The following is a 19,594-nucleotide window of genomic DNA, read 5'->3' on the forward strand; positions in this document are numbered from 1 at the left end:
AACCTGACCAAGCTTCGAGCCTGGTGTGGGAGCGAGCCCCGCTCGCGAATTCGCCTGCAGGGCAGGCTCCCACAAGGGTTTAATCAAAAATCCTTACGAAATTTTCCGTTTGGTGTTTATTACATTGATCTTGTCGAAACGGGTGGTGGCGCAGCCGTGTGAAACGGCGCTCACCTGGCTCGGCTGGCCCTTGCCATCGAAGAAGGTACCGCCGAGGCGGTAGTCGCTCTCGTCACAGATGGCGCTACAGGAATTCCAGAACTCCTGGGTGTTCGACTGGTAGGCGACGTCCTCCACCTGGCCGACGATCTCGCCGTTCTTGATCTCGTAGAACAGCTGCCCGCCGAACTGGAAGTTGTAACGCTGCTGGTCGATGGAGTAGGAACCGCGGCCGAGAATGTAGATGCCTTTCTCGACGTCGCGGATCATGTCCTTGACCGAGTATTTTTCCTTGCCGGGCGCCAGTGACACGTTCGGCATCCGCTGGAACTGCACGCTGGACCAGCTGTCGGCGTAGGAGCAGCCGTGGGATTCCTTCTGGTCGATCATGTGTACCTGGTCGCGGGTGGCCTGGTAGTTCACCAGCACGCCGTCTTTGACCAGGTCCCAGCGCTTCGCTTTCACGCCCTCGTCGTCATAGCCGACGGCGCCGAGGGAGCCGGGCTGGGTGCGGTCGGCAAAGAAATTAACCTTGTCGCTGCCGTACTTGAACTTGCCGCTGCGCCACTTGTCCAGCGTTGCAAACGACGTGCCGGCAAAGTTGGCCTCGTAGCCGAGTACGCGGTCCAGTTCCAGCGGGTGGCCGACGGATTCGTGAATCGTGAGGCGCAGGTGCAGGGGTTCCAGTACCAGGTCGTATTTGCCCGGCTCGATCGACTTGGCCGACAGCTTCGCCTTCGCCTGTTCGGCGGCGAGCTGCGCGTCCTCGACCATATCGTAGGAATCTTTGTACAGCGTGGTCTGGCCGTGGAGCTTGTCTTCCTCGCGGCCATCCAGGTACTCGTAGCCGAGGCCCACCGGGGTGCTCAGGCCATCGCGGGTCTTGAACGCGCCGCTCTTCTTGTCCACCGCGGTCACCTGCATCGGTGCCCACAGGCGGTGCACGTCCTGATCGATATAGGAGCCGTCGCTGGAGGCGAAGTACTTCTGCTCGTTGACCAGGTACAGGGCGGAATTGACAAAGCTGGCCCCGGCATTCAGCGCGCTGTTGTTCACTTCCATCAGGTAGTCGACCTTTTCGCTGATCGGCACCTGAATGGCGTTCTTCTGGATCGGCGTCTGCCAGGACACCTCGCCGACACCCTTCACCGGTGCCAGCTGTACCGGCTCGCTCTGGTATTTGGCATTGGCCCTGGCCACGGCGACGGCCTGGCGCGCGGCCCTGGCAATCCCGTCGGGGGTCAGGTCGTTGGTGGCGGCGAAGCCCCAGGTGCCGTTGGCGATCACGCGGATACCGGCGCCGAAGGATTCGGTGTTGACGATATTCTCGACGTTCTTTTCGCGGGTCAGCACGTACTGGTTCAGGTAGCGGCCGATGCGCACATCGGTGTAGCTGGCACCGGCCTTGCGGGCGGTGTTCAGGACCACGTCGGCGAGGACTTTTTTCTGGCCCACGTCCATACCGTTGCCGGCGAGCTGTGCCGCGGACACCGGCACGCCGTAGACGGGCAGCATGATACCGCCGGCTCCGACACCGGCGAGCTTGAGGAATTTTCTTCTGTCCATTGTCCTCCCCGAGCTCCCGACCGCGAGGGTCGCCGAGGGCGTAGTCGGGAGATTGGTTATTGTTATTGTCCGCTGCGCGGGGGCAGCCCGTGGGCCTTACGCTAACACAGATCGGTCGGCGCAACCGCCAGCGGTCGAAAGGAACAGCTAATCGCGCCGGCCGCGGTTTGTAAAGCGATGAGGCGTTGAGTTGAGGGCTGGTGGAGCCGAATGGTTGGCGCGGGCGCTGGCGGCGTATTCAACATTGGCCCGGGCCAATGTGGTGCGTCGTGAAATGGCAGTATTGGAAATACTGGGTGCTACAGCGCCGCGCGCTCCCGCACTTCATCGAAGCTGGTTTGCGTCAGTAGCCGCCCGTCGCGGTAGACCGGCTGCAGCAGATTCTGCCGCTCGCCGAGTTCCTCGAGGCGGACCGTCTCCATGTCGCCCGTGGCATTGGTGATCAGCGCCAGGCGCCCGCGCATGGACTTTTTCTCCGGACCGGTCACCGGATCCTTGTAGATATCGTGCCAGTGGCCGTCGATGCGGATGGCGCTGGCTTTCATCGCGAAACTGAGGATATCCCGGTCCAGCTTCTGCAGCAGCGCGCCGCCCATGCCGAAGGTGACATTGTCGGCGCTCTGTTTGCGCTCCTTCATCGCCTGCAGGATTTTCGGGATCGAGTGCCGCGAGATGCCGTCGCCCTGGATCACGCGGATAAAATCCGGCAGTAGCCGGTAGCCCTTGCGGTTGGTGGTATAGCCAAAGATGCGCATCAGCCGCTCCAGGCTCTCGGTGACTATCGAGACCGGTTCGCCGGAGTCCGGTCTGATCACCAGGGTGCCGCCGTTGTCGATGACGCGCTCCCTGAGCACGCCGCCCCAGATATTCTCGATCGCATTCCAGATGTCGTAGCTGTCGCTGACCACGGCCACCAGTTTGCCGGGGCCGGCGAACTGGTCGAGCATATTCGCATAGGCATCCGCCTCGCGCGCCTTGCCCCAGGCGGTCATGGTGCTGTGCTCGGCGGCGGGAATCGAATAGCCGGCCATATCGGCGCCGTAGAACTGTCGCGCGGCCACCAGGCCGGAAACCGTGTCGGTGCCCTGGAAATTCACCAGGTGCGCCATGCCGCCGAGCATCGCCGTCTCCAGGCTGCTGGCGCCGCGGCCGCCGAAGTCGTGCAGCTTGAACGGCAGATTGTCGAGCGAATCGGCGGTCTCCTCCAGGTAGCCGGCGATGATTTTCTTGATCTCGCGGCTCTGCGTCGCCACCGTCATCGGATACCAGGTGGCGCGCACCAGCGCCGTCTCGATATAGCTGGTCAGCCAGAAGCAGCTGGGGCAGGTGTTCACTATCTGCAGCATCACATTGTGCAGCGGCACCACAGTGCCCTCCGGCACCGCGGCGATCTCCAGCGGCAGCTGGCCGCCGTGTTCCTGCAGTATGTGCTCCCAGCCGGCGCGGTGAAACGGCAGCCCGTGCGCGTGCAGCATCGCCTCCGCCTCGTCGATATCCGCGGCGCTGATCGGCGTCTGCAGGTACTGCTTGATAAACGCCTGCAGGCCGAAAAAAACCGCCTCGACAAACTCGCCGCCGCGACATTCGATGTAACTGCTTACAAACTCCGAGCCCGGCGGATACTGCAGGTAGTGGCTCGCCTTGTAACTGTCGACGTTGAGAATCAGGTTGTGGATGGACATTCAATCGGGCGCTTGCCGGCTGTTGCAACTGCTCATCTAGAAAGCAAAGCACAAGCGCAAAAAGCTGCCTCCCTGGCGCGTCATTCATCGTTGGGAAAATATTTCGTCGGATAGGCGTTGACCGCCCGCATACGTGTGTGTACTTTTGTATACATCGCAGAGAAGGGAATATCATGCTCAATAAAAGCCAATCCATATCGGCGCGCCTGTCGGCGGACGACTATGCCTACCTGATGTCCATCGACCGCAACGGCGCCGTTACCCAGAGCGAAAAAGTGCGCGAGCTGATCGCCATGGCCCGGGATTTCGTCGGCATGCACAGCTTTGCGCGCGCCTATATCGCCTCCGCCGAAGCCGTGCTGCCGATCAAGGCCCGCTGTGCGGAGGAAGACAATCGCAGCCTATTGGTGGAAGCGCTGCTGGAACTGCTCGCCGAAGGTGCCGCGGCGGTGCAGAGCTGTGCCGATGAGGATCCGATGGCGCCGCAACTGGAGCGGAAGTCGCTGCCCGCCGTCGAGGCCTTCCTGGAAAAAATTCTGTTACTCGCGCTGCAGGACGGCCCGCGCAGCGCCGATCCCGAATCTGCCGCAAGGATTAAAAAAACGCTCGATAGCCTGCTGAACAAATAGTTAAATGAAACAAACGGAAGGAGAAAACAATGAAAGAAGGACTGGTAAAACGCATTTCCCGCTTGATATCCGCCTCCGCCAACGCGCTGGTGGACTCTGTGGAAAACGCCACCCCGCAACTGGTAATGGAACAGGCGATCCGCGAGATCGACGATGCCATCGCCGAGGTGCGTGATCAGCTGGGCAAGGCCGAAGCGGCCAAATACCTCAGCAGCAAAACCCTCAACGATGAAAACAATCGCCACAGCGCGCTGGCCGAGCAGATCGATATTGCGGTGAAAGAGAGTCGCGATGATCTGGCCGAGGCCGCGATCGCCAAGCAGATGGATATCGAGGCGCAACTGCCGGTACTGGAAAAAGCCATCGCCGATGCCGATGCGGAAATCAGTGAGCTGAACGCCTACATTGGGGCACTGCAGGGCAAGAAGCGCGACATGCGCGAACAGCTGCGCGATTTTGTCGTGGCCAGCGAGCACGCCGGCAACGGTGCCAGTGGCGAGCAGCGCGGCAGCAGCCGCAGTACCGCCGACAAGGTAGATCAGGCCGAGGGCGCCTTCAGTCGCGTGCTGGAAAATGCCGGTGTGCCCACGACTCAATCCAGTGCCGACGCGAGCAAGCTGGCCGAACTCGAGGAGCTGGCGCGCAACAACCGCATCAAGGAGCGGCTGGCAAAAATTAAATCGGAGGCTTAATGGCTTTCCTGCTTCAAGACGGCAACCTGCTGTTTACCGGCGCGCTGGTATTGATGCTGATGATCGCGGTGCTGGAAGGGGTCATGATGCTGATCGGTGTCGGTATTTCCGATCTGCTCGACAATTTGCTGCCGGATGTCGACGTCGACCTGGATGCGCCCGACACCGAGGCCGGCGGCGTGCTGACCAAGTTCCTCGGCTGGCTGCGCTTTGGTGAAGTGCCGGCACTGATTCTACTGGTCGCGTTTCTGGTCGCCTTCGGTACCACCGGCCTGTTGATCCAGATGTTCGTGGAGTCACTGGCCGGCTTCCTGTTGCCGTCCTGGTTGCTGGCGATTCCGGTATTGCTGCTGGCGCTGCCGCAGGTGCGCTTTGTCGGCAACCTGTTGCGGCGTTTCGCCGTTGGCGATGAAACCGAGGCGGTCGGGCGCAAATCCTTTATCGGCCGCGTGGCGACCATCACCATCGGCGAGGCCACTGCCGGCTCGCCGGCGGAAGCGCGCTTCAGCGACGAGTTCGGCACCACCCACTATGTGATGGTGGAGCCGGATGCAGATGACACTTTCAGTCAGGGAGAGCAGGTGTTGCTGGTGGAAGAGCGCGGAGCCAATTTCCGCGTGATTCGCCCGACCAACCAGCACCTGGTAAATAACTAAAAGGAAAAACAAACATGAATATGCTCGATAATTTTTCCACGATTCTATTTATGGCCGGCGCGGTACTGGTGGGCCTGATCGTGATCGGTACCATCTTCGCGCGTCTCTACACGCGCGCGTCCAAGGAGCGCTCTTTTGTGCGCACCGGTATGGGCGGACAGAAGGTGATCATGAACGGCGGCGCACTGGTGCTGCCGGTGCTGCACGAAATCATCCCGGTGAACATGAATACCCTGCGCCTCGCCGTGTCGCGCAAGGAGCACCAGGCGCTGATCACCAAGGACCGCATGCGCGTCGACGTGCTCGCCGAGTTCTACCTGCGCGTCAAGCCGGATACCGATGCCATCGCCAACGCGGCGCAGACCCTCGGCCTGCGCACCCTGGATCCGGATGCATTGAAGGAGATGATCGAGGGCAAGTTCGTCGACGCCCTGCGCTCGGTAGCCGCGGAAATGGAAATGGCCGAGCTGCACGAACAGCGCAGCCAGTTTGTGCAGAAGGTACAGCAGGTGGTGTCCGAGGACCTGCTGAAAAATGGTCTGGAACTGGAGTCCGTTTCACTGACCGGCCTCGACCAGACGCACAAAGAATTTTTCAACCAGGACAACGTCTTCGACGCCGAAGGTCTCGCCAGCATGACGCGCTCTATCGAGGCGCGTCGCAAGGAGGTGAACGACGTCGAACAGGAAACCATGGTGCAGATCGAGACGAAGAATCTCGAAGCCGAGCGCCAGAAACTCGAAATCGAAAAGGAAAAGCGCTACGCGTATCTTGAACAGCAGCGCGAACTGGAAAACCGCGAGGCTGCGCAGAAAGCCGATATCGCCCGCGAGCAGGCCGCGCAGGAGCGCGCCGCGCGTCAGGCGGAGATCGAGGCCCAGCGCGAAGTGGATCAGTCGCGCATCAGCGCCGAACAGGCCACGCGCCTGCTGGAAATCGAAAAGGAAAAACGCCTGCAGGAGCAGGAGATCGAGCGCGAGCGCATTCTCGATGAGCAGCGTATCTCCAAGCAGAAGTCCGTCGAGATTGCCGAGCAGGAACGCGCGATCGCCGTCGCGGAAAAGTCCAAGGAGCAGTCCGTCGCCGACCAGCAGGCCAATGTTGCGCTGGCGGAAGCGGTGAAAGCCGAGGAGCAGGTGCGCACCGCCAAGGATGTGGAAGTCGCCGAGCGCGACAAGCGCATCGAAATCATCGAGGCGCAGAAGGAAGCTGAGCGTCAGGCCACCGCGATCAAGGTCGCGGCCGAGGCGGAAAAGGCAGCCGCCGAAGACAAGGCCGAGGCGCTGCGCCTGCAGGCCGCCGCCGAGGCGGAAGCGGTGCGTATCAAGGTGGAAGCGGACCGCGAGAAATACGCGGTGGACGCCGAGGGTCAGCGCCTGATGAACGAGGCCTTCAACAGCCTTAACGAGGCGCAGATTGCACTGAAGAAAGTGCTCAGCCTGCACGAGAACCTGCCGCACATCATCCGCGAGAGCGTCAAGCCGCTGGAGAGTATCGAGGGCATGAAGATTATTTCCGTCGAGGGCCTGAACGGTATCGACGGCCGCGCCAGCGGCGGCATCCTCGACAGCGATGGAGACGTGAAGGGCCAGAGCCTGCCGGAGGCGCTGGTCGGCAGCGCACTGAAGCACCGCGCCATGGCGCCGCTGGTGGATTCCCTGCTGAAGGAGGCCGGCGTCGGCGACTTCACCAAGGTACCGGAAACCGAAGCCTGACCTTCCAAACCGCCCTACGGGGCGGTTTTTTGTAGGATGGGCACGCTGCGCTTTGCCCATCCTACAGTTGCTTCCTGCAGCCGTGGCAGAGCCGGCGATCTTCGGCTTTTATTAAAGCCATGGAATACAAGGACTACTACAACATACTCGGCCTCGAGCGCAGTGCGGATCAGGCCGAAATCAAGCGCGCCTACCGCAAGCTGGCGCGCAAATACCACCCGGATGTCAGCAAGGAGGAGCAGGCCGAGGAGCGCTTCAAGGAAGTGAGCGAGGCCTACGAGGTGCTCAAGGACCCGGAGAAGCGCGCGGCCTACGACCAGGTCGGTACCGGCTATCACTCCGGGGAAGAATTCCGGCCACCGCCGGGCTGGGATGCGGGCTTCGAATTCCACGGCGGCGGCTACACCGAGGCGAATCCCGAGGCGTTCAGCGATTTCTTCGAGAGCCTGTTCGGCCGCGCCGGCGGCTTCGGCCATGCCCAGGGTGGCGGCTTTGGCGGTGCGCAGCGGCGTCAGTTTCACGCCGAGGGCGAGAATACCTACGCCAGGATCGTCATCGACCTGGAAGACAGCTACCGCGGCGGCACCCGTCAGATCACCCTCAAGCACTCGGTCCTCGGTCCGGACGGCCGGCCGGAGATCAAGGAGCGCAAGCTCAATGTAAAGATTCCCAAGGGCATCACCGAGGGCCAGCAGATTCGCCTGGCCGGCCAGGGCGAGCCCGGCATCGGCGAGGGCAAGCCCGGCGATCTCTATCTGGAAATCTCCTTCAATCCGCACCGGCTGTATCACGCCGAGGGCAAGACGGTCTATCTCGACCTGCCGCTGACGCCGTGGGAGGCCGCCCTCGGCGCCAAGGTGCAGGCACCGACGCCGGACGGCCCGGTCAACCTGACGATCCCCGCGAACAGCAAGGATGGCAGCAAGCTGCGCCTGAAGGGCCGCGGCATTCCGGCGAAGGAGCCCGGCGATCTGTACGTGGTATTGAACGTGGTGGCGCCGCCGGCCAATACCGAGGCGGAAAAGGAGGCCTACCAGCAGTTCAGCCAGGCATTTGAATTCGATCCGCGCAGCGGACTGGGAGCTTAGCAATGGCGAACAATAATCACCGCGAGATCACCGGCGCCATTCTCGATGAAGAGAGCGAACTGACCCTGGGCGAACTCTGCCGCGCCTGCGGCATGCCGGCGGAGCGGATTATCGCGCTGGTGGAAGAGGGCATCATCGAGCCGCGCGGCAGCCGTGTGCGCTGGCGTTTCAGTGGTATCTGCGTGCGGCGGGTGCGCAAGGTCTATACGCTGGAGCGGGACCTGGGGGTCAATCTGGCCGGAGCGGCGCTGGCGCTGGATTTACTCGAAGAAATCGAGCGGCTGCAGGCGCGGCTGGCGCGCCTGGAGAGCGGGCGGGAATAATCCAATTCTTGCACATCGTCGTTCCGGCGCAGGCCGGAACCCAGCATTAGTCAGGCCATTGCCGTCCTGGTAATGGTCACCACCAGGTAGGCGTTGTAAACGACGTAGGCGAGCAACAGCCCCGCGCCCTCGAAGCGGTTGATGCGGCCCTTGCCGCGGAAGCCGTAGCCGAAGATAAATAGCGCCACCGTCAGGCCGATGACCATCGGCCAGTCCCGCGACAGCACTTCCGGCGGCACCGACGACATCGGCGCTATGGCGCCGGCGATGCCGATCACCGCCAGCAGGTTGAACATATTCGAGCCCACGACATTGCCGATGGCGATATCGTGTTCGCCCCTGCGCGCGGCGATCACCGTGGCCGCCAGTTCCGGCAGCGAGGTACCCAGTGCCACGATGGTCAGACCGATAATCAGGTCGCTGACGCCCAGTGTCTCGGCGATGGTCACTGCGCCCCACACGAGGATGCGCGAGCTGATAATCAGCAGCGCCAGGCCGGCGACCACCCAGAAGAGCGCGCGCCCCAGCGTCATCGCGTGGCTTTCCAGCTCCCCCTCAATATCGCCCTCGATGACATCGCCCTTGCCGGTCATCGCCGAGTAGATGGACCAGCCGATCAGGCCGAAGAAACCGGCCAGCAGGATCAGCGCCTCCCAGCGCGCCAGCGAGCCGTCCCACAGGAAAAAACCGCCGAGCAGGGTGATCGCCAGCAGCAGCGGCAGCTCCTTGCGCACAATCTTCGAGTGCACCGCCAGTGGAATAAAGATCGCCGTAAAACCGAGAATCAGGCCGGTATTGGCGATGTTGGAGCCGTAGGCGTTACCGAGCGCCAGGCCCGGGCTGCCGTCCAGTGCCGCCATGGCGGATACGACCATTTCCGGTGCGGAAGTACCGAAGCCGACGATCACCATACCGATCAGCAGGGTCGGCATGCCGGCGTGCTGGGCGGTGGCCGCGGCACCCTCGACGAAGCGGTCGGCGCTCCAGACCAGCAGGGCGAATCCGGCGATGATGGCGAGAGCGGCGAGAATCATATGGCGTCCTATGTCGAAGCAGTCACGGTAGAGCGTAGGGCAATCACCCGGCAAACGGGGGCCGATTGTACCGGCTTGGGCAAATTCAGAAAGGGCGTTGGCGAAATACTATTCCCGCGCCGAGCAATTTCCCGCAGTTGTCTTGCCAGTCAGAAGGTTGCCAGGTCAATGCTGATCTAGAGTGAAGGCATAGGCGGGCAATTCCTCGGCAGCCGCCGCGGAGCGGCCCGGACTTTTTACCTGAATCCACAGATGAGGTATTCGAGATGGTGAAGGTAGTGAACGGCATAGTGGCGGTAGTGGCCCTGGCGGTCCTGTGTACCGCCTGCGGTGAACGCGAGCGAAGAGAGGCGAAGGAAATGGCGGCGCCAGCGGCGGGCTGCTGCCAGAAGGCGGACAACACCTGCGCCAGTCCGGTTACGCTGGAGCAGTGCACCGAACTCAACGGCACCTTCACCGAGGGCGCCGCCTGCGGCGACGACGGCACCTGCGGCGCGGAGCAGCCGCAGTAGCAGCGAGGATTTCCGCACAACTCTCTGATCCGGCTGGGCACAAATCGATACCTGTTGCCCGGCCGGCCCAGCATCGGCCGATGTCGCCGGTTACTGCAACCGGCGAGGGCATTTGCACATCTCTTTGCTGTGCGGCGCTGCCGAGGCGGTCCGCCCGGTCACTGGGGGTTGCCGGCGCGGCGCATTACAGTGAATGCGAACCCGAGCAACTGTGTAAGGGCCCTGAACATGAACAAGAAACTGTTGCTGGGCGCCCTCATCGGCGCCGGCATTTCCATGCTGAACAAGAGACGGCGTCAGGCACCCCAGGCCCAGGCGCCGAATATTCCCCCGCCGGATTTCTCGCGGGTGCCACCCCCCACGACCACCGGCGCCCCGCAGGACAGCGGCCTCGATGATATCTTCGGCCGCCGGGCGCGGCCCGGCGCACCCGGCACGGCTGCCAGTCCCGGCGGACCATCCGGCGGCGCCAGCGGCGATATCTTCGGTGGCGCGATACCCGCGGGCGGCGGCGCCGCCGTATTGATGGATATCGCCCGCCGCATCTTCCAGCAGATGCAGCAGGGTGGCCGCACCGGCGCCTCGTCCGGCACGCCCGGCGCCAGCGGCAACCTCAACGATATCCTCGGCCAGATCTTCGGTCGCCTGAACGGCAAGTTCGGCCAGCAGGGCCCGATGGGCCAGGGCGGCGATAGCGGTGCCTGGCGCAAGGCGGGCCGGGGCGGACTATTTGGCTTCGCCGCCAATGACAGCAGCCCGCACGGGCAGGAGCAGGCCGAGCTGATGCTGCACGCGATGGTCGCCGCCGCGCAGGCAGACGGCGAGATCGACGCACAGGAGCAGCGCAATATCCTCGGCGCGCTGGAAGGCCAGCTGGAGAGATCCGAACTGAGGGAACTGCAGCAACTCCTGGCCACGCCGGTGAATATCGACGAGGTGCTTGAGCGCGTGCAGGACCCGGCCACCGCGTTCGATATCTACCTGGTTTCGGCGATGACCATCAACGAGGACAACGCGCGCGAGCACGCCTACATGGACGAGCTGGCGGCGAAGCTGGGCATTTCCGAGGAGGCCGCGCACTTGATCGAAGAGCAGGTGCCCCACGCGGCCTGAAGCCGACGGCTTCGTGCGTTCCACTATTGCGCCGGCGCCGTGCACTCGTGCGGCGCCGGCGTTCGGTGTAAGGACTGACTATGAAACTGGTAATGCTGTCCGCAACTGCTGTCGTAGCTGTCGCGCTGGCATCGCTGCTGGCCGGCTGCACGCCCGAAGATGAAAGGGGCAGGCCACCGGGCGCCGAGGCGGCGGACCCGAGCGGCTGCTGCCAGCAAACGGAAGCGCTGTGTAGCAGCCCCGTTACCCAGTACCAGTGCGACGAACTGAGAGGCAAGTTTCACCAGGGCAGCAGCTGCCACCTGAACACCGGCCAGTGCGGCGTTGGCCGCGAAGACTAGCGGCCCCATCGATCCCATTAAAAAAGGCGCCGCAGCGCCTTTTTCTATGACCGATCAGAGTGACCTTCAGGCGCCCGGCAGCAGCCCGGCGAAATTCTCCCCGGTCGGGTAGTCGCCGGCGGACCAGCCCAAACGCACCACCACGGTATTGGTGGAGGGCGAGATCATCACCACCTGCGCGCGGTTGCCCTTCATGAAATAGGCATCGGCCGGCAGCTGTGGATAGCGCAGCATCTCGCCGCCGCCGTTCAGCCAGAACTGGTAGCCGTAGCGCGATTCGTTGGGGCTGCCGTTCGGCGCCGCCGCGCGCGCGACCCAGTCGGCGCTCAGCAACTGCTCGCCATGCCACTCGCCGCGATTCAGCATCAGCTGTCCCAGCCGCGCCCAGTCGCGGCCGGAGGCGTAGATATAGGAGCTGCCGACGAACACGCCGCTCGGATCCAGTTCGAACACCGTGTGCGCCATGCCCAGCGGCTGCAGTATCTCGCGGCTGAAGAAATCCAGGCTCGCCTGCACGTCGCCGCCCAGCTGCTCGTGCATCCAGCGCGCGATCAGGTTGGTGGTGCCGGACGAGTAGGAGAAATGTTCACCCGGCCCGTACGCCGCCGGGCTGACCATGGCCACGTCGGAGGCGCTGTGCGCGTTGAACAGCATCTCGGTGGCGTCGCTGCCCGGCGCGTAGGTCTCGTCGAAGTCGAGGCCCGAGGACATATGCAGCAGATCCTCGAGGGCGATCTGCGCGCGCGCGTCGTCTTGCCATTCGGCGAAGACCGGCTGGACCTGGCTGTCCGCCAGTCCCAGGGTTTCCATGCGCCCCTGCATTATCGCGGTCAGGCTCTTGCCCATGGACCAGCCCAGCAGCGGCGTCTCGACATCGATGCCCGGGCCGTAGGCCTCGGCGAGCAGTTTGCCGTTCTGCACGACGACTAACGCGCGGGTCTGCAGGCCGGCGCTGTTGTCCGCGGCGACGATCGCCTCGACGCGCTGCTGCAGATCGGCGTCGATGGAGGAAACGCGGCTGCCCAGCGGCCACTCGTCGCCATTCGCCGCCACCGGCTGCATCTGCACCTGATCCAGTGCGCGGGTATCGCCGATATCCAGCGTACAGCCGAGGCCGTCGCGGTAGCTGGCGCTGGCGCGGCCCATGCCGAACAGCGCCGCGGTCACCGTGCGCTCGCCATACTGCAGGTCCAGCAGGCGGTTGGCCGGGGAATAGGAGGCCAGGTCGTCGACGATGCGCGACTCACTGAAGCCGGACACGAAGCGCGCCGAGCAGGCCAGCTTGGCGCCCATGCCAGTGGCGACGCGCACCGCGTTGCCGAGCTGGGTGATGGAGAAACCGAGCAGGCTCGGCGCCAGCAGTGCCAGGGTCAGCAGCAGCGCGGTTGCGCCGCCGAGCAGAATGGTGAGGATTTTTTTCATTGTTGTTCCGTCGCTGGTGCGCCCGCTGTGGGCATAGAAAATTTCTGCCGACGGATTGTAGCGGGCGCGGATGACGCTTGCTGGTTCGTTTGAGCCGTAAACCTGTCGGTCGCCGGCGGCTAGCTGGCGGGCACCGCAAACACGGTGATGAACGCCAGCGCGGCGGCGACCAGGCCGAAGAACAGCCGCTGCACGCCCGAGTGGCTGACGCTGATCGCCACCAGGCACTGCAGGAAGTAGTAGAAGGCGAATGCCCGCGAGGCCAGCGCCACTATCTGCAGCGTATCCGCCAGCCACGCCAGCGCGATGGCACCGCAGCCGACCAGCACGGTACCGAATTTGAGCTTCAGCTCCCTCTTCGTCACCTCTTCCAGATTGCCGGTCGCCGCTAAAGTGTCCGCCACTGCCGCGGAGAACTGGCTCATCGCCGCGGCGATCACCAGCGGCGCAACCAGCAGGCCAGACGCCGCCGCGGCCAGCTGGATCAAGCTGTTGTCGTCGTACTTGCCGTTCAGCGTGTGCACCAGCGGCAGGGCCACGGTGATAAACACCAGGTAGACGCCGGTGGAAATCAGCTGCGACAGCCGCGAAGCGCGGATGCGCGTCTGCGCATCGAACTCATCGCCGAGATAGCGGGTGGTCTCGAAGCCCTGCACCACGATCAAAATGCCGCCGACGATCGTCAGCGTTTCCCACACACTGTGCGGTTGCGGCTGGAAGAAAGTCAGCCCCTTGGCGGACTGCCAGGCGTGCAGGTCGTAGAGGGCAAAACCGCCGATCAGCAGCACGATAATCAGCAGGGTAATGGCCAGTGCCCAGCCTTCCAGCGCTGCCAGCCCGGCCAGGCCGCGGGTCAGGCCGATGAACATGATGAACACGATCACCGCCGTGGTCAGCGCGCTCTCGTTGAGGTCCGTGTCCAGGTGCAGGCTGCCGAGTACGAACGCGGACAGGATATGCAGGTACAGGCACACCGAGATCACATAGGCCAGCACCAGGGCCAGGTCCGAGCAGCGCTCGAAGGCCAGCGTGGATTCTTTGGGGGTGGCCGCCAGCGCCGGTTCCGCGGCGCGGATATTGAAGCGGATCACGCTGCCGACGCAGTAGGCGACGCCGCACACCAACGCCATCGCCAGCGGCGCATAGACGCCCACGGCGCCGGCCAGGATAGGCACCATCACCAGGAAGCCACTGCCGAAAATGGACGCCAGCGGCGTGCTGGTGGCCTTCATCAGCGCGCGTTCGTTGCCGCCGCCGCGGACGGTCGCCTTGCGTTTCAATCTTCACCACCCGGAACTGTTGCGTCTGTCTGCTGTGGCATGGGCCCTTTCGCGCCCGCACTCGGTTATCCGCCCCGCTGTTTAAGCTTCGTGCACGCTAGAAATAGTGCAAGCCGCTGTGGTGGCGGGCGCTGGAATTGTTGCTATCGGCGGGTTTAGCGGATTTTCCCGCTGTTTAGCCGCCAGTTTGCCGATAAGGCGCCGAGATAAGTCGCCAAAAGGGTGACGGGAATCCGGATCGGCCTTCACAGATTGTGCCCGCATCCCCCCTTTCCAGGAGATGCAGCAGCGCGGCACCACCGGCGCATCCGCTGGCACGCCGGGTGCGAGCGGCAATCTGAACGGTGTCCTCGGCGCGCACGGATCGCCTTGAGGGCTTGGCTTTTCATCGTGATACGTCCCTGTTAACGCGCTTTTAATCCGGGATATCCTGTTTGCCCCGCCCGTGAATTGATGTACAGGCTGATCCGGGCAATATGTAATGGCGGCGTGACGCATCGCCAACCTGTACCGAAATTATTCGGGCCGAAGCTTTCCGTGGGGTAATGCGGTTGCCAGGCGACAGCAGGATTGCTGGCCGCAGCCAAGTCAGCACAGAGAGACATAACAAGCTGGCTTTGATTGAGCATTAACCACGTACAGTTCAAAAAAATAAACACCATTGGGGTAGTGTCGATGAGAAGAAAAATTTTCCACAAGGATCGCCTGGCGTTAACCATTTCAGTGGCCTTGGGTGCTACTGCGTTGCCGCAGGTTCTGATGGCACAGCAGGCTGATGTCGGATCGCTGGAAGAGGTCACGGTTACCGGTATCCGCGGCAGTTTGACCAAGTCCATGGATGTCAAACGGGACAGCGACGGCATAGTCGATGCCATCTCCGCCGAAGATATCGGCAAGTTTCCGGACACTAACCTGGCTGAATCCATGCAGCGCATCTCCGGTGTTTCCATCGATCGTGTTAACGGCGAGGGCAGTAAAGTCACCGTGCGAGGTATCGACCCGGAATTCAACCTCGTGACATTAAACGGTCGTCAGCTCGCCCGCACTACCGGTGGCCGCTCGTTCGATTTCCAGAACATCGCCTCCGAAATGGTCACCGGCGTATCCGTTGCGAAGAGCAGCAACGCCCTGGTACCCAGTGGTGGCATTGGCTCTACCATTGACCTGTTGACCGCACGTCCGCTGGAAATTGGTGAACGCCGAATCAATTTCGCGGCCAAGGGAGTGATGGACGAGTCCTCCGAGGATGCTGGCATCACTCCAGAATATTCCGGCTTCTACTCCGAGACCTTTGCCGATGGCAAGATCGGCGTCGCCATCTCGGCAAGCGTTGCAGAGCGCGAGAGCGGCAGCCAGCAGGCGCTGGTAGGTACCGGTTGGCGCAGCTTTGAAGGTACAGCAGACAACACTAACAGCTGGGGTGGCGTGCCTCAGGATAATCAGGTGAATCGCCCCGGCCCCAGCGATGTTTACTCGGTGCCGCAGACCACCATCTACAAGTTTGAAGAGCAGCAACGCAAGCGCACGAACGGTCAGTTGGTATTGCAGTGGGCACCCACCGACGATGTCACCGCGACCATGGACTACATGTACTATGCCAACGACATCTCCAAGCAGCACAACGATATTTCTGCCTGGTACAACTTTGTTCCGTCCGAGAACGTTTGGACCGACGGGCCGGTGGCTTCGCCCCTGATATACTCCGAAACCTTCGATGCGCCGACCGATCTCTCTATGGCCGCCGGTGGCGGTGAAGAGGCCTATCGTGGTGAGAGCATCGGTATTAACCTCGAGTGGCAGGTAAGCGACCGCCTGGCACTCGAGTTCGATGCGCACCATTCCGATGCCGAGCGCCGTCCGGATAGCCCCTGGGGCTCGAGCTTCAACCTTTCCACCGCGGCCTTTATCCGCACCCAGTCCGCGACTGACTTCACCGAGGAACTGCCGGCCCTGTACGTGGATAACGGCAACTCTGTACAGCCTTCGGACATGCGTGTAACCGGCAGTGTGTTTGGTAATTCACGCGACTACTCTGAAATCGATGCATTCCGCTTCAGCGGTAACTTCGAGCTGAATGAGTCCAGCGATATCGATTTCGGCATCAGCAGTCAGGAAGTAACCAACCACTCCCAGTCCATCAACGTCCAGCGCAATGCCTGGGGTGGTGTGGGTGCTGAAGGTGACTTCGATGATTCGTTTTTCCCGGCCGATAGCATTCAGGACAAGTTTGATATCGCGACCGGTGACTTCTCCGAGGTCGATGGCATCAGCGCTGGCGATATCCAGGATGTCTACTTCGCATGGGATTTTGAAAAAGTCCGTGCACGTGCGGAAGAGCTTTACGGCGCTGATCTGGAAGCGGGATTCATCGGTGACTGCGGCACCCAGTTCTGTGCTTCTACGGACTACTCGCAGGACGTAGACCGCACCACGACTGAAAAGACCACCTCACTGTATGCGCAGTACAACTTCGAATCTGAACTGACCACGGGCTTTGGTAGCATGCCCTACGATATACACTTCGGGTTGCGCTATGAAGATACCGAGGTGGATTCCAAGTCTGCAGCAGCGACCTATGCAGCCGCCGACTGGATTGCCGATACGGAAATTGCCCTGCTTGGTAGTGGCGAGCGAGCATTCCTTTCCCAGACTGGTAGCTACGACTACTGGCTGCCCAGCGTGAATGTTAATGTCGAGCTGCGGGACGACTTGGTGATGCGTGCTGCTGCCAGCCAGACTATCGGCCGTCCGGATTACGATTCCATCAAGGGCGGCACTGTAGTTGGCTCATTGGCGAACCAGCAGGGCGGCAGTGGTTCTGCCGGCAACCCGAATCTGCTGCCGCTGGAGTCGGTCAACTTCGACCTGTCTCTGGAATGGTATTACGGCGAAAGTAGCTACGTATCCGCGGGATGGTTCCAGAAAGAAATTTCCAACTTCATCACCCAGTCCAAGGTCGAGTCCACCATCTTTGAACTGGCCAACCCGACCGATGGTGCCCGCTATGACGAGGCCCGGGCCGCAGTGGGTACCAGCGATGCGCGCCTGATCCGTGAGTACATCTTTGCGAACTACGGTGACACCGCACTGGTAGATCCCGCGTCCGGCGTAATCTCCGGCGATCCTGCGACTGATAACTTGCTGGTTTTCACCATCGACACGCCGACCAACAGCGACCGCGATGAAACCATCGACGGCCTGGAACTGGCCGTGCAGCATATGTTCGGTGACACGGGCTTCGGCGTGATCGCCAACTACACCAAGGTGGAGTCGGGTCTCGAGTACAATCCGTTCCTCCTTGAGGACCAGGAAGCACTGGTCGGCCTGAGTGACTCCGCCAACCTGATCGGTTTCTACGACAAGAATGGCCTGCAGGCACGTATCGCCTACAACTGGCGCGACGACTTCCTGAATTCTCGCGGTCAGGATACCGGGGCCAACCCAAAGTTCACCGAAGCTTACAATCAGATCGACTTGAACGTGAGTTACGAGGTACCGCAGGTGGATGGGCTGCAGGTATTCCTGGAAGGCCTGAACGTGACCGACGAGTACGCTCGTGAGCACGGTCGCGCCCAGAAACAGGTGCTGGGTGTGTACCAGGGCGGCCCCCGCTGGCAGTTGGGCGCGCGCTACGCGTTCTGATCGCGTTGCCTGGATGCTTGAAAGAGGTAAGGAAAGCCGCTGGTTCCCAGCGGCTTTTCCGCGTTGGGGCAGCTCGATGTATCCGCTAGAAAGCCGCTTTGCGCAGGCGGTTTTTCACGGTAAGGTCGAATGGCTATGAATACGACTGATAAAACAATCCGGCACGTGATGATTGTCGGCGGCGGCAGTGCCGGCTGGCTTACCGCCGCGGTGCTGGCTGCGGAATATATCCCCGATACCGAGCGCGGTATCCAGGTCACCCTGGTCGAATCCCCGGATGTTCCCACAGTGGGGGTGGGCGAGGGCACCTGGCCATCCATGCGCGGCACACTCAAGCGCATCGGCGTTTCCGAAACGGAATTCCTGCGCGCCTGCGACGCCAGCTTCAAACAGGGCAGCCGCTTTATCGACTGGATACGTGGTGATGGCGACGAGTACTTTCACCCCTTTACGCCACCGGTGTCTTTCCAGCAGTTGAACCTCGCCCCTCACTGGCAGAAGTATCGAGACCAGGTGCCCTTTGCCGATGCGGTGTGTGGTCAGGCCCAGATCAGTCGCGAAGCCTTGGCCCCGAAAATGATATCCACCGCGGAATACGCTTTCGCACTGAATTACGGCTACCACCTGGATGCGGGCAAGTTTGCCGCGTTTCTGCAGCGCCACTGCACGGATAAACTCGGCGTGCGTCACTTGCAGGAGCGCATCACGGACATCAGCGGCGATACCGACGGCTACATCGAGTCCCTGACGACAGAGTCCGGGGAGAAATTAACGGCTGATCTCTTTGTGGATTGCAGCGGTTCTGCGAGCCTGCTGATCGGTAAACACTACGGTATCCCACTGCGTCCGCAGCAGCAGGTACTGTTCAATGACCGCGCCCTGGCGGTGCAGGTAGCCTACCCGCGGCCGGACAGCCCTATTGCTTCCTGTACGCATTCGACGGCCCGTGCGGCCGGTTGGGTGTGGGATATCGGTCTGCCTTCCCGGCGCGGCGTCGGTTATACCTATTCCAGCGCGCACACCACTGACGCCGAGGCCGAACAGGTCTTGCGGGAATATATAGATCAGGATGCTGCTGTTAGCGGCGCCCTGCTCTTCGAGCCGAGACAGATAAAATTTGATCCCGGTTACCGGGAAAAATTCTGGCACCGCAACTGTGTTGCCATCGGTATGGCGGCGGGCTTTATCGAGCCGCTGGAGGCTTCGGCACTGGTGATGGTGGAGAAGTCTGCACAAATGCTGGCCGAGCTGCTGCCACCCGATAGAGCTGCGATGGACGCGGTAGAGCGCCGCTTCAATCGCCGTTTCAGTGGGCATTGGCAGCGAATTATCGAATTCCTAAAACTCCACTATGTAATTTCGCAGCGTAGCGACAGCGACTACTGGCTTGCTCACAGAAATACTGAAAGCATTCCCCAGTCGTTGAAGGATTCGCTGGAAATCTGGCGCTACCAGCCGGCATCCCTGAATGATGCGCGTATGGCGGATGAGTTATTTCCCGCTGCGAGCTACCAGTACGTATTGTCCGGCATGGAATTTATAGCGGACACAACCACGGTACAGAGGCAGGGAAATCAGGCGGCAGAGGCCGAGCGACTATTCCGGGAAAATGCCCGGCAGGCTCAGAGGATGTCCCGAGCGCTTCCGAGTAACCGGGCGTTGTTACAGCAGATCGGAGAAGTCGCGCTACCGACAATCTGAATATTCTAAAAACATGCTAGTGAATAGCAGAATAAAAAG

17 protein-coding genes are annotated in these 19,594 nt (G+C 61.8%); 11 read left to right on the top strand and 6 right to left on the bottom strand.

Annotation, left to right across the window (positions count from 1 at the left end; translation table 11 throughout):
• Window positions 1-93: 93 nt before the first annotated feature.
• The gene (locus BUC36_RS10210) at window positions 94-1,725 is read right to left on the bottom strand and encodes a TldD/PmbA family protein (RefSeq protein WP_073274292.1); all 1,632 of its coding nucleotides are present in this window, start codon (window positions 1,723-1,725) and stop codon (window positions 94-96) included.
• Between the two features lie 299 nt (window positions 1,726-2,024).
• Window positions 2,025-3,407 carry a nicotinate phosphoribosyltransferase gene (locus tag BUC36_RS10215; protein ID WP_073274293.1) on the bottom strand — a complete coding sequence of 461 codons (1,383 nt, stop codon included), beginning with the start codon at window positions 3,405-3,407 and terminating at the stop codon, window positions 2,025-2,027.
• 173 nt (window positions 3,408-3,580) lie between these two features.
• Here BUC36_RS10215 and BUC36_RS10220 point away from each other — a divergent pair, with 173 nt between their 5' ends.
• The 6 genes from BUC36_RS10220 to BUC36_RS10245 all read left to right on the top strand — a co-directional run bounded on the left by BUC36_RS10220 (window position 3,581) and on the right by BUC36_RS10245 (window position 8,510).
• Window positions 3,581-4,036 carry a hypothetical protein gene (locus tag BUC36_RS10220; RefSeq protein ID WP_073274295.1) on the top strand — a complete coding sequence of 152 codons (456 nt, stop codon included), beginning with the start codon at window positions 3,581-3,583 and terminating at the stop codon, window positions 4,034-4,036.
• Window positions 4,037-4,065: 29 nt separating this feature from the next.
• The gene (locus BUC36_RS10225) at window positions 4,066-4,728 is read left to right on the top strand and encodes a PspA/IM30 family protein (protein WP_073274297.1); all 663 of its coding nucleotides are present in this window, start codon (window positions 4,066-4,068) and stop codon (window positions 4,726-4,728) included.
• Window positions 4,728-5,384, top strand: coding sequence for a YqiJ family protein (locus BUC36_RS10230; protein ID WP_073274299.1), 657 nt, complete (start codon window positions 4,728-4,730; stop codon window positions 5,382-5,384). Before BUC36_RS10225 ends, BUC36_RS10230 begins: the two co-directional genes overlap by 1 nt.
• A gap of 14 nt (window positions 5,385-5,398) precedes the next feature.
• Window positions 5,399-7,099 carry a flotillin family protein gene (locus tag BUC36_RS10235; RefSeq protein ID WP_234994943.1) on the top strand — a complete coding sequence of 567 codons (1,701 nt, stop codon included), beginning with the start codon at window positions 5,399-5,401 and terminating at the stop codon, window positions 7,097-7,099.
• Window positions 7,100-7,218: 119 nt separating this feature from the next.
• Complete coding sequence (locus BUC36_RS10240; protein WP_073274302.1) at window positions 7,219-8,187, top strand: DnaJ C-terminal domain-containing protein; 969 nt, start codon at window positions 7,219-7,221, stop codon at window positions 8,185-8,187.
• A gap of 2 nt (window positions 8,188-8,189) precedes the next feature.
• The gene (locus BUC36_RS10245) at window positions 8,190-8,510 is read left to right on the top strand and encodes a chaperone modulator CbpM (protein ID WP_073274304.1); all 321 of its coding nucleotides are present in this window, start codon (window positions 8,190-8,192) and stop codon (window positions 8,508-8,510) included.
• A 50-nt stretch (window positions 8,511-8,560) separates the two neighbouring features.
• On the opposite strand, the gene BUC36_RS10250 is transcribed toward BUC36_RS10245, so the two are convergent.
• Window positions 8,561-9,544, bottom strand: a complete 984-nt coding sequence (locus BUC36_RS10250; RefSeq protein WP_073274306.1) for a calcium/sodium antiporter — start codon at window positions 9,542-9,544, stop codon at window positions 8,561-8,563.
• A 266-nt stretch (window positions 9,545-9,810) separates the two neighbouring features.
• On the opposite strand from BUC36_RS10250, the gene BUC36_RS10255 reads away from it, so the two are divergent.
• The 3 genes from BUC36_RS10255 (at window position 9,811) to BUC36_RS10265 (ending at window position 11,510) form a co-directional block, all read left to right on the top strand.
• Window positions 9,811-10,056, top strand: coding sequence for a hypothetical protein (locus tag BUC36_RS10255; protein ID WP_073274308.1), 246 nt, complete (start codon window positions 9,811-9,813; stop codon window positions 10,054-10,056).
• 228 nt (window positions 10,057-10,284) lie between these two features.
• Window positions 10,285-11,169, top strand: coding sequence for a DUF533 domain-containing protein (locus tag BUC36_RS10260; protein WP_073274310.1), 885 nt, complete (start codon window positions 10,285-10,287; stop codon window positions 11,167-11,169).
• Window positions 11,170-11,249: 80 nt separating this feature from the next.
• Window positions 11,250-11,510 (top strand): hypothetical protein, encoded by a 261-nt coding sequence (locus tag BUC36_RS10265; RefSeq protein ID WP_073274312.1) that lies wholly within the window; start codon window positions 11,250-11,252, stop codon window positions 11,508-11,510.
• A gap of 66 nt (window positions 11,511-11,576) precedes the next feature.
• Here BUC36_RS10265 and BUC36_RS10270 read toward each other — a convergent pair whose 3' ends face one another.
• The 3 genes from BUC36_RS10270 to BUC36_RS19220 form a co-directional block, all read right to left on the bottom strand.
• Window positions 11,577-12,932, bottom strand: a complete 1,356-nt coding sequence (locus BUC36_RS10270) for a serine hydrolase domain-containing protein (protein ID WP_073274314.1) — start codon at window positions 12,930-12,932, stop codon at window positions 11,577-11,579.
• A gap of 119 nt (window positions 12,933-13,051) precedes the next feature.
• Complete coding sequence (locus BUC36_RS10275) at window positions 13,052-14,212, bottom strand: hypothetical protein (protein WP_073274316.1); 1,161 nt, start codon at window positions 14,210-14,212, stop codon at window positions 13,052-13,054.
• 404 nt (window positions 14,213-14,616) lie between these two features.
• Window positions 14,617-14,874, bottom strand: coding sequence for a hypothetical protein (locus BUC36_RS19220; RefSeq protein ID WP_143186932.1), 258 nt, complete (start codon window positions 14,872-14,874; stop codon window positions 14,617-14,619).
• Between the two features lie 13 nt (window positions 14,875-14,887).
• Between BUC36_RS19220 and BUC36_RS10280 the strand changes: the two genes are divergently transcribed.
• Complete coding sequence (locus tag BUC36_RS10280) at window positions 14,888-17,854, top strand: TonB-dependent receptor (RefSeq protein WP_073274318.1); 2,967 nt, start codon at window positions 14,888-14,890, stop codon at window positions 17,852-17,854.
• A 135-nt stretch (window positions 17,855-17,989) separates the two neighbouring features.
• On the top strand, window positions 17,990-19,555 hold the full coding sequence (locus tag BUC36_RS10285; protein ID WP_073274320.1) for a tryptophan halogenase family protein: 1,566 nt from the start codon (window positions 17,990-17,992) through the stop codon (window positions 19,553-19,555).
• Window positions 19,556-19,594 lie beyond the last annotated feature (39 nt).

Origin of the sequence: Microbulbifer donghaiensis (genome assembly GCF_900129095.1) — a bacterium.
In the GTDB taxonomy this organism is placed as follows: domain Bacteria; phylum Pseudomonadota; class Gammaproteobacteria; order Pseudomonadales; family Cellvibrionaceae; genus Microbulbifer; species Microbulbifer donghaiensis.

What these genes read in the sequence shown, in the direction of transcription:
- BUC36_RS10240 (WP_073274302.1), top strand. Translation starts at nt 7,219, where the DNA reads ATGGAATACAAGGACTACTACAACATACTCGGCCTCGAGCGCAGTGCG.
- BUC36_RS10215 (WP_073274293.1), bottom strand. Translation starts at nt 3,407, where the DNA reads ATGTCCATCCACAACCTGATTCTCAACGTCGACAGTTACAAGGCGAGC.
- BUC36_RS10285 (WP_073274320.1), top strand. Translation starts at nt 17,990, where the DNA reads ATGAATACGACTGATAAAACAATCCGGCACGTGATGATTGTCGGCGGC.
- BUC36_RS10245 (WP_073274304.1), top strand. Translation starts at nt 8,190, where the DNA reads ATGGCGAACAATAATCACCGCGAGATCACCGGCGCCATTCTCGATGAA.
- BUC36_RS10260 (WP_073274310.1), top strand. Translation starts at nt 10,285, where the DNA reads ATGAACAAGAAACTGTTGCTGGGCGCCCTCATCGGCGCCGGCATTTCC.
- BUC36_RS10270 (WP_073274314.1), bottom strand. Translation starts at nt 12,932, where the DNA reads ATGAAAAAAATCCTCACCATTCTGCTCGGCGGCGCAACCGCGCTGCTG.
- BUC36_RS10220 (WP_073274295.1), top strand. Translation starts at nt 3,581, where the DNA reads ATGCTCAATAAAAGCCAATCCATATCGGCGCGCCTGTCGGCGGACGAC.
- BUC36_RS10230 (WP_073274299.1), top strand. Translation starts at nt 4,728, where the DNA reads ATGGCTTTCCTGCTTCAAGACGGCAACCTGCTGTTTACCGGCGCGCTG.
- BUC36_RS19220 (WP_143186932.1), bottom strand. Translation starts at nt 14,874, where the DNA reads ATGGTGTTTATTTTTTTGAACTGTACGTGGTTAATGCTCAATCAAAGC.
- BUC36_RS10235 (WP_234994943.1), top strand. Translation starts at nt 5,399, where the DNA reads ATGAATATGCTCGATAATTTTTCCACGATTCTATTTATGGCCGGCGCG.
- BUC36_RS10225 (WP_073274297.1), top strand. Translation starts at nt 4,066, where the DNA reads ATGAAAGAAGGACTGGTAAAACGCATTTCCCGCTTGATATCCGCCTCC.
- BUC36_RS10210 (WP_073274292.1), bottom strand. Translation starts at nt 1,725, where the DNA reads ATGGACAGAAGAAAATTCCTCAAGCTCGCCGGTGTCGGAGCCGGCGGT.
- BUC36_RS10250 (WP_073274306.1), bottom strand. Translation starts at nt 9,544, where the DNA reads ATGATTCTCGCCGCTCTCGCCATCATCGCCGGATTCGCCCTGCTGGTC.
- BUC36_RS10265 (WP_073274312.1), top strand. Translation starts at nt 11,250, where the DNA reads ATGAAACTGGTAATGCTGTCCGCAACTGCTGTCGTAGCTGTCGCGCTG.
- BUC36_RS10280 (WP_073274318.1), top strand. Translation starts at nt 14,888, where the DNA reads ATGAGAAGAAAAATTTTCCACAAGGATCGCCTGGCGTTAACCATTTCA.
- BUC36_RS10255 (WP_073274308.1), top strand. Translation starts at nt 9,811, where the DNA reads ATGGTGAAGGTAGTGAACGGCATAGTGGCGGTAGTGGCCCTGGCGGTC.